This window comes from Ferruginibacter paludis, from assembly GCF_030409685.1.
Taxonomy (GTDB): Bacteria; Bacteroidota; Bacteroidia; order Chitinophagales; family Chitinophagaceae; genus Ferruginibacter; species Ferruginibacter paludis.
Genome location: NZ_JAUFQJ010000006.1, coordinates 1 through 14,176 on the forward strand (window position 1 = coordinate 1; position 14,176 = coordinate 14,176).

Genomic DNA, 14,176 nt, shown 5'->3' on the forward strand with positions numbered 1-14,176 from the left:
GTTCCCCTATGCCCCGGAACAGTTCTGGCAGTTGATCCGGCAGATTATCCGCGAGGAATTTACGAACAATGAAAAAAGCAGACCGGTTGTCACCAGTTATGAAACGCCCGGCCTCATCTACAAGCCGCTGTATAAAATGGCGGAAGTGTGCACGATGTTTCATGTTACAAAACCCACTGTGTACGACTGGATCAAACATGGTAAACTAAAACCTTTTAAGATTCGCTCCCGGGTTTATTTTCTCTGGCAGGATATCCAGGATCTCTTACACCTGCCTGCAGATTAATATTCTTTTCTTTTTCACCAGCATCATTTTAAGATTTAAAAGGAATAAAAGAGAAGAAAGAGACAAGTGATTACAGACCTCTGAGTTTTTCTAAAAACAAGATTGAATCATTTTTAAAAACAAACATCATGGCAGACTTTAAAAGAAGAACACTTTGCCTGAGCAATGGCAAACAAATTAAATTATTTGGCAACAGCATCGCCATCGGTAGAAGTCTTGAAATCGGAGAAGGCTATGCCCCCAATATTTTCTCCTGCCTGGAACAAAGCTTTGAAGAAAAGGCAGGCAACCTGCCTTTTAAATCAGCAGCCGAAGGAAAAAATACAACCGAAGCCGAAGCAAAAAAGTCTCCCCTTTCGATAGCCAATCCTTACCGCTTAAGTGCAGAAGAATTGATGGAAATAGCTGACTATTCCATCCGGTTATGGCTGGATCTGAAAGACAATATCCGGAAGTTTGGAACAACCAATCCAAAAATATTTAACCGGGAAACTTAAAATCTTGTTGCGGGATTTACTGAAAAAAAGTCGCCCACAGCAGCAACAAAAAACAACAACAGTATTTTTAAAAAAAGGGGAAGAGACAATCCATCTATGCACCCGGGAACACCGTGCAAAGGCAACAGCTTCGGTTTAGAACATAGCCAGCTATGTTTTGGTAATACCAAAACCCCGGCAGCACGCTGGCGCAGTGCCGGGCCGTTGTTCATCCGCTGTGGCGGATTCACAAACAAGGAGGAGAAGAAGATGGAAAGAGTACAAGCATATAACAAAAATAAAGGTGGCCGGCCGCTGAAAGCCTTGCGGAAAAGCCATGTAATCTCGTTAAAGTGTTCGGCCTTTGATAAGGCAATCATCAAAGCCAAAGCAAAAAAAGCCAACCTCTCTGCCTCGGAATACCTGCTGGAAATTTCCCGTAACGGAACTATTATAATCACAGAAAAGCAGCTGCCGGGTGAAGTATTAAAACAGCTGGGAGCAGTACATCACATGGCGGCCAACCTGAACCAGCTGGCTAAAAAACGCAACAGTGTAACCGATGAATTAAGCGCAGCCGAACGCTTTGAACTGCAGGTATTGTCGGGCGAATTAAAACTAATGGTACAACTCATAAAAAATTACCTGCGATGATTGGTACCGTAACCACCGGCAGTTCTTTTTACCACTGCATCAGTTATTGCCTGGAGGACAAGCAGAAACTGACGGCTGATGAAAAAATAAAAAATGAACTCACGGAAGACCTGCAGCACAAGAACCGGGCAGAAGTGCTGGCCTATAATTATTGCTTTGGCAATAAACAGGAACTGGCTGACCAGTTTCATGAAGTAGCCAGGCTGAGCAAAAGAGTGCAGCAACCCGTACTGCATTTATCCCTGCGGCTGGCGCCGGGAGAAAAACTGGATAGGGAACAATTGGTAGCAATGGGTAAAACACTGGCAGAAACTTTTGGTGTGGGTGATCACCAGTACCTGACCATCCTGCACAAAGATACCCGGGAACAACACATCCACCTGGTGGCTAATCGTGTCGGCTACGATGGAAAAGCAGTCAGCACCAGTAATAATTATTTTGAGATGGATCAGCTCTGCCGGAGGCTGGAGAAGGAGTATCACCTCAGAGAAGTACTGAGTGCCCGGCGGTTTTTGTCGCAGGAACAGCGGCAAATCCCGCGACATGATATCCGCAAAGAACAACTTCGCCATGACCTGCAACAAACCCTGCAAAAGGTAAATGACTATGAAGCCTTTCATAAACAAATGCAGCAACTGGGCTATAAAATTATAAAGGGAAGGGGTATTTGTTTTTTGGATGATAAAAAGGTAAAGATAAAAGGCAGCGAAGTGGGCTATTCACTGGCAACGATCGAAAGGATTCTTGCGATAAAACGGCAGCTACAGGAAAAGCAATTGCAAAAAATAGCCACCGCCCTGCAACCAAAGCAGCAAAAGCAGGCGATACATCTTTCAAGAGACAGGCAAAAAATACAGCGGTCAATCCATCCAACATCCAATATGAAAGATTGGGAAAATGCTGTTGAAAAAGAAATCAATCGCAGTATTGGTCAGCTGCAAAAAACATTGAACCACCTGCTCTATGATTTAACTAAACCGGAACCTATGCAGGAAAGTATCAGCCCTGAATTATTAAAAGAAAGTGAGCGGTTGAAAAAGAAACAAAGACACCTGCACCTGTGACAGGCATCATTCATCAATGAAGAAAATCAGCAGATAAACCAATCAAAAAGTAAATTAATCAATGATAACAAAAAACAGCAATTATGGAAACAGGCATCAACAACATAGCAACAGAAAAAAATGGGGAACTGACCATCGTGATCAATCATTTTACAGAACAATTGCAAAACAACCTGAAGGCAGTATCTGGTCTGATAGAAGCTGTGGAGCAAAACTCACAGCATATAGTTGCGCTTACCAAACAGGTTGAAACCTTGCTGGAAGACCACGGTGAAGAAAGCAACAGCCTGACGGTTGACATAATAGAGCAACAATTTGAAAAGCTGAAGGACAATTTAAAACGGCAGCTGTTGCCGGAAGCAAGGCTGGATCATCTTGTGGCCGCGATACAAACGAACAATGAACTGCGCCAGCAACCACCACCTCAAAAAGTAGTTCATCAGCATCACGCAGCCAATATTCTTTGGGTTACTGCGGGATTGTTTGTTTTGCTTTTACTGGCCAGCGGAGGCTGGTACAGCACCTCCGGCAAACTGGATCAATACAAAGCCAATGACATTAAATACCGCTACCTGAAACAAAAAAGTACTTTCACTAATTTACAATTCCTGTACAGGCTGGACAGCCTCCAAGTATCAAGCTACCCTATGCGGGATAGTGTAGAAAGCTGGGAGGCGGAAGAACGAAAAGCATTTGAATTGAATAAGAAATTGCGGGAGCAATCAGCAGCAGCCAATGAAGTGAAAGGGGAATTAAAGGAACTACAAATTAAAGAAAAGCTGAGGAAAGAAACTGGCCGGTAAAAATGTCTTTTAAAAACTAAAAGTTTAAGAAATTTTAAAGTAATTCAATCCTCCCTGTTTGCCCGCAAATTTCCTGACAGGGATTTAAAAAGCAAGTTCTGCGCCTTCATTGCTTTGCGGCTTGCCTGGGAGGTTTTGTAAAAAAATCCTGCTTCGCTTCGTTGCTTTTGCGGCATAAACCGCTGCGCTTTTTATTCCACAGTCAACGAAATTTTTTTACAAAAAACTTGCTTTTAAAATTCCTGTCCAAGGGCGGGGTTGCTACGACAGGAAGGAAGGGGATGGAGGCTAACCTAAAGTTGCTACCAATAGAAACTACAAGTAATGTTTTCTTATTTAAAAACCATATATAACTCTATTGTTAGCTGTTTAGGGTTGGCCGACTTAGTTGTACATCAAGGCAATTTGTAATTGCGGCTAATTATTCTTACCGAGCGGAGCGCAGCGAAGTCATTACTTTTGCAATCGTTTATACTAGACTGTAAATTAATAAGCTGGAATTACACAGGGAGTAACGCCGGATTGATGAATATACTTTTCTCGATTTTAAAACACCTGTCTTCATTGATCTCCCTTCTCCATAAACTATTTGCTTTTTAGTGTTAACTTCATCATGAGTTTGTCAGCCGGTTTCGGTTAAAAGATATTAGACATAAAACGGAACCTGCAACAACCCTTAACCGTTGTACAGCTACTTACCGTTTATACAATGATATTTTTTATTATAAAGCAGTGCTTTCTTGCATGATTAAAATTAAAAGAGTTTCAATTATTATTTATTTTCAGCTCCTGAGTTTCAATTTATTTTGTCAGAAAAGCGATAAATGGGGAGATCAGGGAGACAGCACCTATTGCAATCCGGTGCTTCCTGCCGATTACAGCGATTTGGATGCCATCAGGGTTGGAGAAGACTTTTATGCTATTTCATCTACGATGCAGTTTTCTCCCGGGATGGCAGTGCTCCACTCCAGGGATCTTGTAAATTGGGAAATAATTGGTCATGTAGTCAATGACCTCACAAGCATTTCGCCTGAACTGAACTGGGACAGGATGAACTGCTACGGTAAAGGCCTCTGGGCTGGTTCCATTCGCTATTATAACAACAAATTTTGGGTATATTTTGGCACTCCTGATGACGGCTTCTTTATGAGTACAGCCACAAATGCCGCCGGCCCATGGGAACCGCTTCACCAGGTATGGAAAGTAACCGGCTGGGATGACTGCTGCTTTTTCCGCGACGACGATGGCCAGCTCTACTTCATCGCCACTAATTTTGCACCCGATAATAACACTCATATAAAGTACAACATTCACCTCTTTAAAATGAACCCGGGAGGCAAAAGCCTGGTGCTGGAATCGGATACCATTATTCACCAGTCGGAAGGCAGCGAGGCTAATAAACTGTACAAAATAAACGGACTTTATTATCATTATTTCAGTGAAGTAAAAAAGGAAGGCCGCGTAATGATGATGGAACGTTCACAGCATATTGATGGCCCCTGGGAAATAAAACAATTGAATCATGTGAACAAAGCCGAAGACAAAGAACCGAACCAGGGCGGGCTGATCCAGTTAAACAATGGCGACTGGTGGTTCTTTACCCATCATGGGTCGGGTGATTGGGAAGGAAGGGCAGCCAGCCTGCTTCCTGTTACATGGATTGATGGCTGGCCGATTGTTGGACAACCAGGTACTGATACCATTGGCAAAATGGTTTGGTGTCATACAAAGCCCATCCATCTTGAAAAGCCATTTTTGAAAATTCACACATCCGATGATTTTAATGCGACCAGCCTGCAACCTCCGTGGGAATGGAACTATCAGCCCCGCATGGACAAATGGTCGCTGACTGAAAGAAAAGGATTTCTCCGGCTATATGCATTCAAACCTCTGAATCATGGTACCAGGAATAAAATATTGCAAAGGGCTGGTAACACCATTACACAACGCAGCCTGCGTACAAAAAATAATGTGGTGACTGTTAAGCTCGGTTTACACGGAATGTATGACGGGCAGTATGCCGGGTTAACCCATTTTTCAACAAATTCTATCAGTTCGGCCGGAATAAAACAGGCTGGTACAATACGTTACCTGGTATATAATTACAAGGATAGATCGCATGTTAAAATAAAAATTGAAGGCGATTCCATTTGGCTGCGATCAACCTGGAATATCCGCGGAACCAACCAATATGCTTACAGTCTGAATGGCGAAACCTTTTTGCCTTTTGGTGGCACATCTCAATTAACCTGGGGAAGTTACAGGGGTGATAGAATCGGCCTGTTTAATTTCAATGCCATTGTTGATAAAGGTTATATAGATGTCGACTATTTCGATTATAACTACTCAAGATGATTGAATATGAGAAAGACTTTTACACTCTCTTATAAGTTTGTAAAAGTCTTATACAACCTTATGTACTTGTCCATCTTAAATTATGATTTTTACTGGATCAACAATTTACATTGGACATTTTAGTTTATACAAATATCATGGTTGAACCATTGCTGCCCATTATTACCTTGCTTGCAAGCTTTATAAACAATCCATGAGCCACAATCCCTTCTATTGAATTAAGTTTATCTGAAAGCAAGACAGGGTCATTTATTACTCCAAAATCAATATCAATAATGTAGTTGCCTTCGTCTGTAATAAAAGGATTGTCAGACACAAATCGAATCTTACCTAAGCCCTTTAGTAATTGAATTTTATTTAGTACATAATTTGAAGCAAATGGAATTACTTCAATGGGTAGCTTGAATTTTCCGAGTATATCAACCTTTTTGGTAGAGTCCACAATTATTATTTCCTCCTTCGTTATCGAAGCGACGATTTTTTCTTTTAACAAAGCACCGCCGCCGCCTTTAATTAAAAACAAATCACTGGTAAATTCGTCAGCGCCGTCAATGGTTATGTCAATTGCGGTAATCGAATTTATATCAATCAGCGGTATGTTAAAAGACTCAGCAAGGAACTTTGTTTTATTAGAAGTAGGTACAGCCAGAATCTTTAAACCGTTCTTCACGATTTCTCCAATTTCCTTTATTGCATAATTGGCTGATGAGCCCGTACCTAAACCAACAACCTGGTTATCTTTAATAAATTTTACAGCCGCTTTAGCCGCAAGTTGTTTTTCCTTTTCAACATTTTTTGCCATTTACTGAAAGTATTTGTCAGACTTTATACAAGCCATTTGAATTTATTTTTTCCCTAACCCACAATAAAATGATGGCAGGTAATAAGCAACATAATAAACCAATCTTACTCACCAGTAAAGCTCCCAAAAAACAACCAATTAAAAAACCGGATAATACAATAACAACTTTTTTAAAACTGTTATAAACGGGTTGTATTGCATCCTTGTCAGGCTGCTGATCTTTTTTTAAAAAATAAACGGATAAATTGAAAAGGTCAATAGAAAACTGGGTAAAATTTCCTGTCATTACAGTATTTGGCGTGTATTGATTCAGCAGCTTACGCATGTAGGTATTTTGAATAGCCATTCCGATAATTGCAAAAGAGGCTGTTAGTGAAATGACTGTACTTGATGGGGTATCGGTTTTACCGCAGCATATTGAACCGCCTATTGAAAAACAGCTTATAAGTATGGCTTCTGTAAAAATTAAGTTTGATAATGTAGCTTTCCGGTATTGGATAAGGTAGCAGGTGAATACCACACCAGCAATAAAGACAGGCAGCATAACCAATTTTTCTGAAAGATTACCTGCATTATTATGGTCAAAAAAAGAGGCCCCGGCCAATACAAGATTTCCCGTGACATGAGAGGTAAATAAACCAAATAAAGCTATAAACCCTGATGTATCTATAAAGCCTGCTACAAAGCTCAAAGCGAATGATATTTTTCGTTCCTGCTCCATCAAAGAATCAGTTGTTGAAAGTTTTTATTACGGGTATATTCCTCTTTGTAAATCTTCAAAAAACAGCCTGGTTAAGATGGATAAACTTTATAATTGGTAAAATTTTACAGCCATGTTATTTTTAAGATAGTCTTCTCTTCTGTGGGATACCAATGCATACTCTAATAACAGGCCAGCAAAAAATGCAGCGAAAGAAAAGATACCTGCATCTTTTTACGTCACAGAGGAAATAAAAAGTTACGCCTATTCGTAATGCTTTTCTTATTCCGGTTAGTCCCACTGCTTCCACAATAACAAGATTAAAAATATTTCTGCAAAATCCATTTATCAGAAAGTACTTACGCACTAACTATCGGAATTTTCACTAACAACACTGGTCTTGGCGAGTGCTGAATAATACTTTTTGCTACACTTCCCATAAACAAATCGTACATGTTTCCGTGGCTCCTGTTTCCTATAATGATCATGTCAGCATTTATTTTCAAAGCGAAGTCCAATATCTCTTTCTCTGGTGCGCCAAACAAAATATGCCGGGTAATTTTTATATCTGAAAGATTGCTTTTATTTGTCCACTCCTCAAATTCATCCTGTAATCGCTCAAAACGTAAAGGAGGCATTTCGTCCGGAGTTGAATCAATATAAATAATACTCAAATGTGCGTTTCTGTTTCTTGCTATTTCTGCAGCATATTGCAAAGCATACCCTGAAGTATCTGAGAAATCAATTGCACAAAGTAAATGGCTAATAATTATCATTAATTCCTTATAAATTTATCGTTGATCAATTGTACATTTTGTTAAAAGAAAATAATCCAAGAATTTCAAGATTAAGTTATTACGCAACGACAAGTTTTAGTTTTTGAATGTTTGTATTATGGGTAATACTCCTTTTTGAGAATCCTCAAAAAAAGCAGGTCCGGTGAGCAGTGTAAATTTTGTAATGGGTAAAAATTTTGCAGCCATATTATTTTTAAGATGGGTTTGCGTTCTATACGCTTCCAGCGCACCTTTTACCACAAGTCCGGCAACAGACGCAGTAGGTGAAGCGATACCTGCATCTTTCAAATCGCTGGCGTGTGAATAAGAAGTTACCCCCATCCGCAAAGCTTCTCTCATCCCGATCCGTCCTACTGTTTCCATAATAGCCGGGTCAAAAATGTTTCTATCGCCCAGGCCTACCAGTAATAATTTTTTTGCAGGTATGGTATTGGCTGGTGGATCTATTAACAATGTTTCATACCGATACCCTGAAAATTTTCCTGACTTCCTGAGTTCCGTTATTAAGCCATGTAATGCTTCGTCCACATGCAGCATACCATTCAACTCCTTTGGTAATGCAGGCGGATTAAAAATATCTCCCTCTGTATATTCAAACAAACAAACTACCTGCAAGGGAGTTTGTTGCCCCGAAGGGCTTTGCACTTTAGCTTCTATGCTAATGCCATCTACCTTACCTATTATTTTACTGGTGCCAAGCTTTGGCAAACCAGCCTGAGCAAATATGTCAGGTGATAAAAAGAGTAAAGCAACTAAATACATCTTTTTTATTTTTATTCTATTGCTTGAAAAAAGGTTATTATTTTCCATATCATATGTTTTAAAACTTAAGTATTAACCTGGTGTTTATTAGCAACGCACTGTGTTTACCTCCGATATCGTTGATAAATTTTCCAATATTGAAATATTGCATGCCAACATCTGCGGTAAGAAAAGAGTTAAATTCATAAGTAGCCTGGCCCAGGTAAACAGTCCCGATATATCGGTTTTTAGAAGAATTTCCAGGCAGGTAAAAGGCGCCGCCGGGGCGATATATCCCATCCAGTAATGAATATCGCCAATACATCAATGCATCCAATTGAAAGAAGATTTTTTCATTGACACTTTGAATAATGTAAGGATGTACATCTATCAAATTCGCCGGACCTATTTGGGGATCAAAACCAAAATAGCCGGTTTTGGGATAGAGTGCATTAAAAGCACCGAGCTTTCCATCATTCAGTTGTCCATCGCCACTAATCACATCTGTTTTAAGCCCCAATAAAGTTGCATATCTTTTTTTATAATTAATGGTATATTCAATATCTGAGGATGCAGTCCAGGCAAGAATATTATCGCTGTTGAATTTTCCCCATTGAATAATCGCCTCAAAGTTGTAAGTAAACACGGAAGGTTTATTCCATAAACGAAGGCCTGCGGAATGTCTCGTTTCTTCGCCAGTTCCCTCCTCATACTTTGTGTTGGCACGATGAATACCCAAATAATATAAGTCAATACTTGTATTAGGCATCCGCTTAAAATTGATAGTGCTGTAAAGCCCCCAGAGGTTTATTTCTTTACTTCTTTTATTGTCAAATATGCCTGTATTTACTTTAATGTCACTGGCTGCAAGGGCATCAAGCGTAACGTTATTCTTATTATAACTAATTCTTGCCGCATCAAAAGCAAAACGCAGGTTGGGGCCGTCCCTTACAGCAATCAGGCGTTGACTGCCATAAAACATCTCCTGTCTTCCAAAACGCACATACAATTTTTCATTTGCAGCATAAAGGAAGTTATATTCAACAAAGAGGTTTTGTATATTCATGTTATCCTGGTCAATAGGCCGTGGGCCATCCTTTCTTCCATTTTCCAATGCGCTGCGCAATTGAGAGAAAATCCTGAATTGTTTGCCAAGGTGTAAGTCAGCGTGAAGGTTATACCGCTGCAGATGAAAATTATTATGTCCCAGTTTCCTGATACCCCAGTCTTCGTTATTATAAGCATCAAACTCCTGCCTTAGCTCGCCACCAAAGGATAAATAAGCAGATCCATTTTTATTCAACGGTACGTATTTTAATTTTCTGTAGAATTTTTTTTTCACCGAATCTTTTTTTAAAAAAGTATAATCCTCATCAAATCTTAATCCTTTAAAAGGAGGAAGCGATTGGCTGAATAAAGAAAAATGAATAAAGAAAAAAAAGAGAGCTAAAAAAAGGTATCTGAAAAGCATGATTCAAAATTTTCTGTTGATAAGGAAAACAAACCACTGTTAGAAACCAGTTATAGAAATACGCTCAACACGCTTAAAGTCGCTTTATTGATCAGACTCTAATAAACAAATCAGCTACCTTAACTGTACCCTTTTATGTTGAAAAAAAGAATCAACAGAATATCTTCCGGGGCCTAGAACCAATATCAGCAGATAACTAAGGCTATACATAAATGGTGTGTCTTTTATCAGCAATGCATCATTCCAATGCAGCACAAAATATCCCGTTAATGTAACCGCCAAAATGGGAAGAATAGCAATACGGGTAAAAAAACCCAATATCACCAATACCGGAAAAAAAAGATTTGCACTTACTGCAAAAGCATGATTAAATGTTTCCGGGAAATGAAGTGGATTAGGAATCTTCTCCGCTTCGGCTACATTAATACCAACTTTTTTAAATCCATGCACTACAATTATTTCAAGAGAAAGTACCACTCTGAATACCAGCAGGGAAAAATTGAAAGTGGCTGCAGAAATAGAAACTGAATTGATATGTCGAATAAAATTTCTCATGGGTTATAATACTGCCTCAATTTTATTTAATTTGATAGCCGCCATAATATTTCACCGGGCTCCAGTCGGGTATTACCGGCAGTTTTGCAGGTGCCAGTGATGAAAAATCTCCATCCCCCCACACCACTTTCCCATCTACTATAGTAAGCAGGGAAGTAATAGATTTAATCTGTTCGTCAGGAATACTTAAATAGTCATCACTTAAAATATCAAGATCAGCACTGTATCCCTCTTTTATTTTTCCCTTAGTATCATCTTCCCTGATAAGTGAATAACTGCCAACGGTAAAAAGTTTCAAGGCTGTAATTCTATCAATGGTATTTTCCTTTGCCATCACCTGGTTGCCCCCTACTGTTTTACCTGTGGTGATCCAGTATAAGGATACCCAGGGATTATAAGTCGCCACCCTGGTTCCATCCGTACCCAAGCCAACAGGGATCCCCAACTCCATTATGGCTTTCACGGGTGGTGCTGCCAATGCGCCATCCCTGCCATAACGATGTATAAAACTTTCACCCTGAAAAGCCATGCGATGCTGTATTGACACCGCACCTCCCAATGATTTTATTCTTTGAAGATTTTCTATGGTGATGGTTTCTGCATGATCAATTATCCATATCAATCCATTTAATGGGATTTCTTTATTAACCTCCTCAATCACATTCAGATCCCTTGTGATGCTCTCGTTGTAAGTGGCATGAATGCGGAATGGCCAGCGCTTTTTTACTAGTAATCGAATGATCGATTTCATATTGTTTTCCATCCCTGGAACAAATTCCGGACGGGGGAATAAAAAATCCTCAAAGTCTGCAGCATCGGCTACCAGGTTTTCGCCACCGCCTTCCACCCTGTATTCAATGCCATTGATATTATTTCCCTTTTGCTGATCCATTTCCACCATCCCCAGCCACTTTGTATAATCCTGCAATTCAGTTCCTTTTTTTTGTGCAAAAAGAAAATAAGGTAATCTCACCGTAATTTTTCCAAGGCTGTTAAGTGAATCTGTAATAGTATAGTCATCCGGGAAATTTTGAAAACCTCCGCCAGCGTCCATTACTGATGTTACACCAAGCCGGTTTAGTTCCGTCATATATTGAAGGGTAGAATTAATTTTTTCTGCTATGGTCAATTCAGGCAGTTTCGAAAGGGTGGAATACAAGATATACGCATTGGGTTCTGCAACCAGTAAACCAGTAGGATCACCATTGTCGTCCTTTACAAACAATCCCTGAACGGGATTCGGTGTTTTACTACTAATGTTTAATGCCATTAATCCCGCCTTATTGATCCATGCTTTTCCATAGAGGTACAAAATAAAAGCGGGTACATTTCCTGTAGCATCATTAATCTCTTCAATGGTTGGCAGTCTTTTTTCTTCAAACTGGTATTCGTTCCATCCTCCCACCACCCTCACCCATTGCCCTTGCGGAGTCCTCTGCGCCTGTTCCCTCAGCATTTCCAAGGCTCTCTTTAACGTTCTTACACCATCCCAGCGGAGTTCTGCATTATAAAATCTTCCTGCCCTTATTACATGAAGGTGGCTGTCAAATAACCCAGGAATTACGCTCTTTCCATTTGCATTTATAATTACTGTTTTTACACCTTTAAACTTAAGCACATCCTTACCGCTTCCTACTGCAGTAATCATATTTCCTTTTATAGCGACTGCCTCTGCATTCATTTGATTTTCATCAAGTGTATTTATTTTGGCGTTTATAATAATCATATCCGCTTTTTGCTGGGCGTAAACATTTGATAAGAACAAAAGAGTAAATAAATAAAAGATGAGATACGGTTTCATTTGTGCGGTTATTGTAAAATATAAATGACAACTTTTTGAATTTGCCAGCAAGCTTAATGCTTAATGACTTCCCGTGAATATTGAACCCCGATGCCATATACCCCTCCATATTTCTTTATTAAATCAGTTACTGGCTGGTATGTACTTTGCCTTGCCCAATCTCTTTGTAGTTCCAAAAGGTATTGCATGGAAGAAAGTGGTTGAGCTCCGGCCTGTATCATTCGTTGCACTGCCCTTTCATGGGATTCTTTTGATATGCCACCACAATCATCAGCTATAAAGTAAACTTCATAGCTTTCGGCGATAGCAGATAAAACCGGATCAACAATGCATACCTCTGTCCATAATCCAGCAAAAACAATTTTCTTTTTTCCCTTGCCTACAATCGCTTTGTGTGCATTAATATCTTCCCAGCAATTCATATTTGTCCGGTCAATATAATCGTTGGTGGCTTTCGGAAAAAACTCTTCCAGTTCAGGTATTACGGGACCGCTAAAAGATTTTTCAGCCGCTGTAGTTACAATAGTTGGAACATTGAAAATTTTTGCTGTTCCGGCAACGATACCGGTATTATCCCTGAATTCTTCTGTGTTTACACTTTTAGCAGCAAAAACCATCTGGCTTTCTATATCAATTAAAACCAGGCAATGATTGTTTGGAGTTAATAATTTTTCAGACGAATTCTGTGCGTATCCGGCAAGGCAAAAGAAAACAGCAACAAAAATTGAAAAGCATTTTTTCATAACGTTAATTTTATTTTTTAAAGTTTTTATTTATCAAAGATATTATCGTGGATAGGCAGATAGAATGTACAAGTAAAGGCAGATGATGTAAATGTCACTAATCAGAACAGCTCATTTATGATTATGCAGGCGGTACAAATATTATCGATTTAATTTTTCAATTATTCAACTATGGCATCACTACTACTATTCCTTTTATTACAGTAAAATAGCTCATCGGTTGTTAGAGGCAATCTTTAATTAAAACATTAATTCCTGAACTTTTTCTTTATTTTCTTTTTCTTTATCTAAATCGTACATCGTTCCAAATAACCTGTCCCAAAGCGTTGTACTAACACCAAATCCCCTTTCCTCATTTTTATAGTGATGCAGATGATGGTTACGCCATAAAGGTTTCATCCATTTGTAGGGAGGATTCCAGGCATGTATCGCATAATGCATGGTTCCATAGATCAGATAGCCTAACATGAACCCGGGAAAAAAAGCAAGTACCCATTTATTAATGCCCAATAAAAATCCAGTTAAATACATTAATAAAAATATTTGAAGGGCTATGATAATGCTTGGCAAAGCCGGCATAAAAAGCCGGTTTTTATCCCTGGGATATTCGTGATGATTACCATGAAAGATGTAAACAATCTGCTTTATTTTTTTATTTTCTGAAATAAAATGAAATGCAAAACGATGCATTGTGTATTCAAAAAATGTCCAGAATAATACCCCTGCTACAAATACGGATAATATCAGTGCCAACTTTTGGTGATTGATTACAGTGCTGTAATAAACCATTCCGATAATAACAGGCAAGTAAATGCCCCCAATAACCAGCGGATGTGTTTTTGTAAAATATTCGACGTACCTATTGTTAAATAATTTTGCCTGTCCTTTGTTATGTATTTTTTCACAAGCCATTTCTCTTTATTTACAT

General features: G+C 39.2%; 15 protein-coding genes. 6 read left to right on the forward strand and 9 right to left on the reverse strand.

The features are described 5' to 3' along the window. The 6 genes from QWZ08_RS10495 to QWZ08_RS10520 all read left to right on the forward strand — a co-directional run. The coding region (locus QWZ08_RS10495) for a helix-turn-helix domain-containing protein (RefSeq protein WP_290337360.1) at nt 1–286 on the forward strand (286 nt) is incomplete at its 5' end. Nucleotides 287–414: 128 nt separating this feature from the next. Beyond that, entirely contained in the window at nt 415–783 is a 369-nt protein-coding gene (locus QWZ08_RS10500; RefSeq protein WP_290337361.1) for a hypothetical protein, read from the forward strand. Between the two features lie 96 nt (nt 784–879). After that, the gene (locus QWZ08_RS10505) at nt 880–1,416 is read left to right on the forward strand and encodes a plasmid mobilization protein (protein WP_290337362.1); all 537 of its coding nucleotides are present in this window, start codon (nt 880–882) and stop codon (nt 1,414–1,416) included. Continuing rightward, nucleotides 1,413–2,480 carry a relaxase/mobilization nuclease domain-containing protein gene (locus QWZ08_RS10510; RefSeq protein ID WP_290337363.1) on the forward strand — a complete coding sequence of 356 codons (1,068 nt, stop codon included), beginning with the start codon at nt 1,413–1,415 and terminating at the stop codon, nt 2,478–2,480. Before QWZ08_RS10505 ends, QWZ08_RS10510 begins: the two co-directional genes overlap by 4 nt. Nucleotides 2,481–2,563: 83 nt before the next feature. Continuing rightward, nucleotides 2,564–3,283: a hypothetical protein gene (locus tag QWZ08_RS10515; RefSeq protein WP_290337364.1), complete on the forward strand. Its 720-nt coding sequence runs from the start codon at nt 2,564–2,566 to the stop codon at nt 3,281–3,283. 744 nt (nt 3,284–4,027) lie between these two features. After that, the gene (locus tag QWZ08_RS10520; RefSeq protein ID WP_290337365.1) at nt 4,028–5,638 is read left to right on the forward strand and encodes a glycoside hydrolase family 43 protein; all 1,611 of its coding nucleotides are present in this window, start codon (nt 4,028–4,030) and stop codon (nt 5,636–5,638) included. A gap of 124 nt (nt 5,639–5,762) precedes the next feature. Here QWZ08_RS10520 and rpiA read toward each other — a convergent pair whose 3' ends face one another. From rpiA to QWZ08_RS10565, 9 genes are all read right to left on the reverse strand, one after another. Continuing rightward, nucleotides 5,763–6,440, reverse strand: coding sequence for a ribose-5-phosphate isomerase RpiA (gene rpiA, locus QWZ08_RS10525; RefSeq protein WP_290337366.1), 678 nt, complete (start codon nt 6,438–6,440; stop codon nt 5,763–5,765). 16 nt (nt 6,441–6,456) lie between these two features. After that, on the reverse strand, nt 6,457–7,161 hold the full coding sequence (locus tag QWZ08_RS10530; RefSeq protein WP_290337367.1) for a YoaK family protein: 705 nt from the start codon (nt 7,159–7,161) through the stop codon (nt 6,457–6,459). Between the two features lie 338 nt (nt 7,162–7,499). Then, on the reverse strand, nt 7,500–7,916 hold the full coding sequence (locus tag QWZ08_RS10535; RefSeq protein WP_290337368.1) for a universal stress protein: 417 nt from the start codon (nt 7,914–7,916) through the stop codon (nt 7,500–7,502). 96 nt (nt 7,917–8,012) lie between these two features. After that, complete coding sequence (locus tag QWZ08_RS10540) at nt 8,013–8,747, reverse strand: M17 family peptidase N-terminal domain-containing protein (protein WP_290337369.1); 735 nt, start codon at nt 8,745–8,747, stop codon at nt 8,013–8,015. A gap of 10 nt (nt 8,748–8,757) precedes the next feature. Then, nucleotides 8,758–10,149 (reverse strand): alginate export family protein, encoded by a 1,392-nt coding sequence (locus QWZ08_RS10545; RefSeq protein WP_290337370.1) that lies wholly within the window; start codon nt 10,147–10,149, stop codon nt 8,758–8,760. Nucleotides 10,150–10,263: 114 nt separating this feature from the next. Beyond that, a complete protein-coding gene (locus tag QWZ08_RS10550) occupies nt 10,264–10,704 on the reverse strand; it encodes a DoxX family protein (protein ID WP_290337371.1) in 441 nt (146 codons plus the stop codon). A 22-nt stretch (nt 10,705–10,726) separates the two neighbouring features. Then, nucleotides 10,727–12,430 (reverse strand): amidohydrolase, encoded by a 1,704-nt coding sequence (locus tag QWZ08_RS10555; RefSeq protein ID WP_290337372.1) that lies wholly within the window; start codon nt 12,428–12,430, stop codon nt 10,727–10,729. Nucleotides 12,431–12,558: 128 nt separating this feature from the next. Beyond that, the gene (locus QWZ08_RS10560) at nt 12,559–13,248 is read right to left on the reverse strand and encodes a hydrolase (protein ID WP_290337373.1); all 690 of its coding nucleotides are present in this window, start codon (nt 13,246–13,248) and stop codon (nt 12,559–12,561) included. Between the two features lie 240 nt (nt 13,249–13,488). After that, nucleotides 13,489–14,160, reverse strand: coding sequence for a sterol desaturase family protein (locus tag QWZ08_RS10565; RefSeq protein WP_290337374.1), 672 nt, complete (start codon nt 14,158–14,160; stop codon nt 13,489–13,491). Nucleotides 14,161–14,176: the final 16 nt, after the last annotated feature.

Coding starts and splice junctions, on each gene's coding strand:
- QWZ08_RS10500 (WP_290337361.1), top strand. CDS start 415: ATGGCAGACTTTAAAAGAAGAACACTTTGCCTGAGCAATGGCAAACAA.
- QWZ08_RS10505 (WP_290337362.1), top strand. CDS start 880: ATGCACCCGGGAACACCGTGCAAAGGCAACAGCTTCGGTTTAGAACAT.
- QWZ08_RS10510 (WP_290337363.1), top strand. CDS start 1,413: ATGATTGGTACCGTAACCACCGGCAGTTCTTTTTACCACTGCATCAGT.
- QWZ08_RS10515 (WP_290337364.1), top strand. CDS start 2,564: ATGGAAACAGGCATCAACAACATAGCAACAGAAAAAAATGGGGAACTG.
- QWZ08_RS10520 (WP_290337365.1), top strand. CDS start 4,028: ATGATTAAAATTAAAAGAGTTTCAATTATTATTTATTTTCAGCTCCTG.
- rpiA (WP_290337366.1), bottom strand. CDS start 6,440: ATGGCAAAAAATGTTGAAAAGGAAAAACAACTTGCGGCTAAAGCGGCT.
- QWZ08_RS10530 (WP_290337367.1), bottom strand. CDS start 7,161: ATGGAGCAGGAACGAAAAATATCATTCGCTTTGAGCTTTGTAGCAGGC.
- QWZ08_RS10535 (WP_290337368.1), bottom strand. CDS start 7,916: ATGATAATTATTAGCCATTTACTTTGTGCAATTGATTTCTCAGATACT.
- QWZ08_RS10540 (WP_290337369.1), bottom strand. CDS start 8,747: ATGGAAAATAATAACCTTTTTTCAAGCAATAGAATAAAAATAAAAAAG.
- QWZ08_RS10545 (WP_290337370.1), bottom strand. CDS start 10,149: ATGCTTTTCAGATACCTTTTTTTAGCTCTCTTTTTTTTCTTTATTCAT.
- QWZ08_RS10550 (WP_290337371.1), bottom strand. CDS start 10,704: ATGAGAAATTTTATTCGACATATCAATTCAGTTTCTATTTCTGCAGCC.
- QWZ08_RS10555 (WP_290337372.1), bottom strand. CDS start 12,430: ATGATTATTATAAACGCCAAAATAAATACACTTGATGAAAATCAAATG.
- QWZ08_RS10560 (WP_290337373.1), bottom strand. CDS start 13,248: ATGAAAAAATGCTTTTCAATTTTTGTTGCTGTTTTCTTTTGCCTTGCC.
- QWZ08_RS10565 (WP_290337374.1), bottom strand. CDS start 14,160: ATGGCTTGTGAAAAAATACATAACAAAGGACAGGCAAAATTATTTAAC.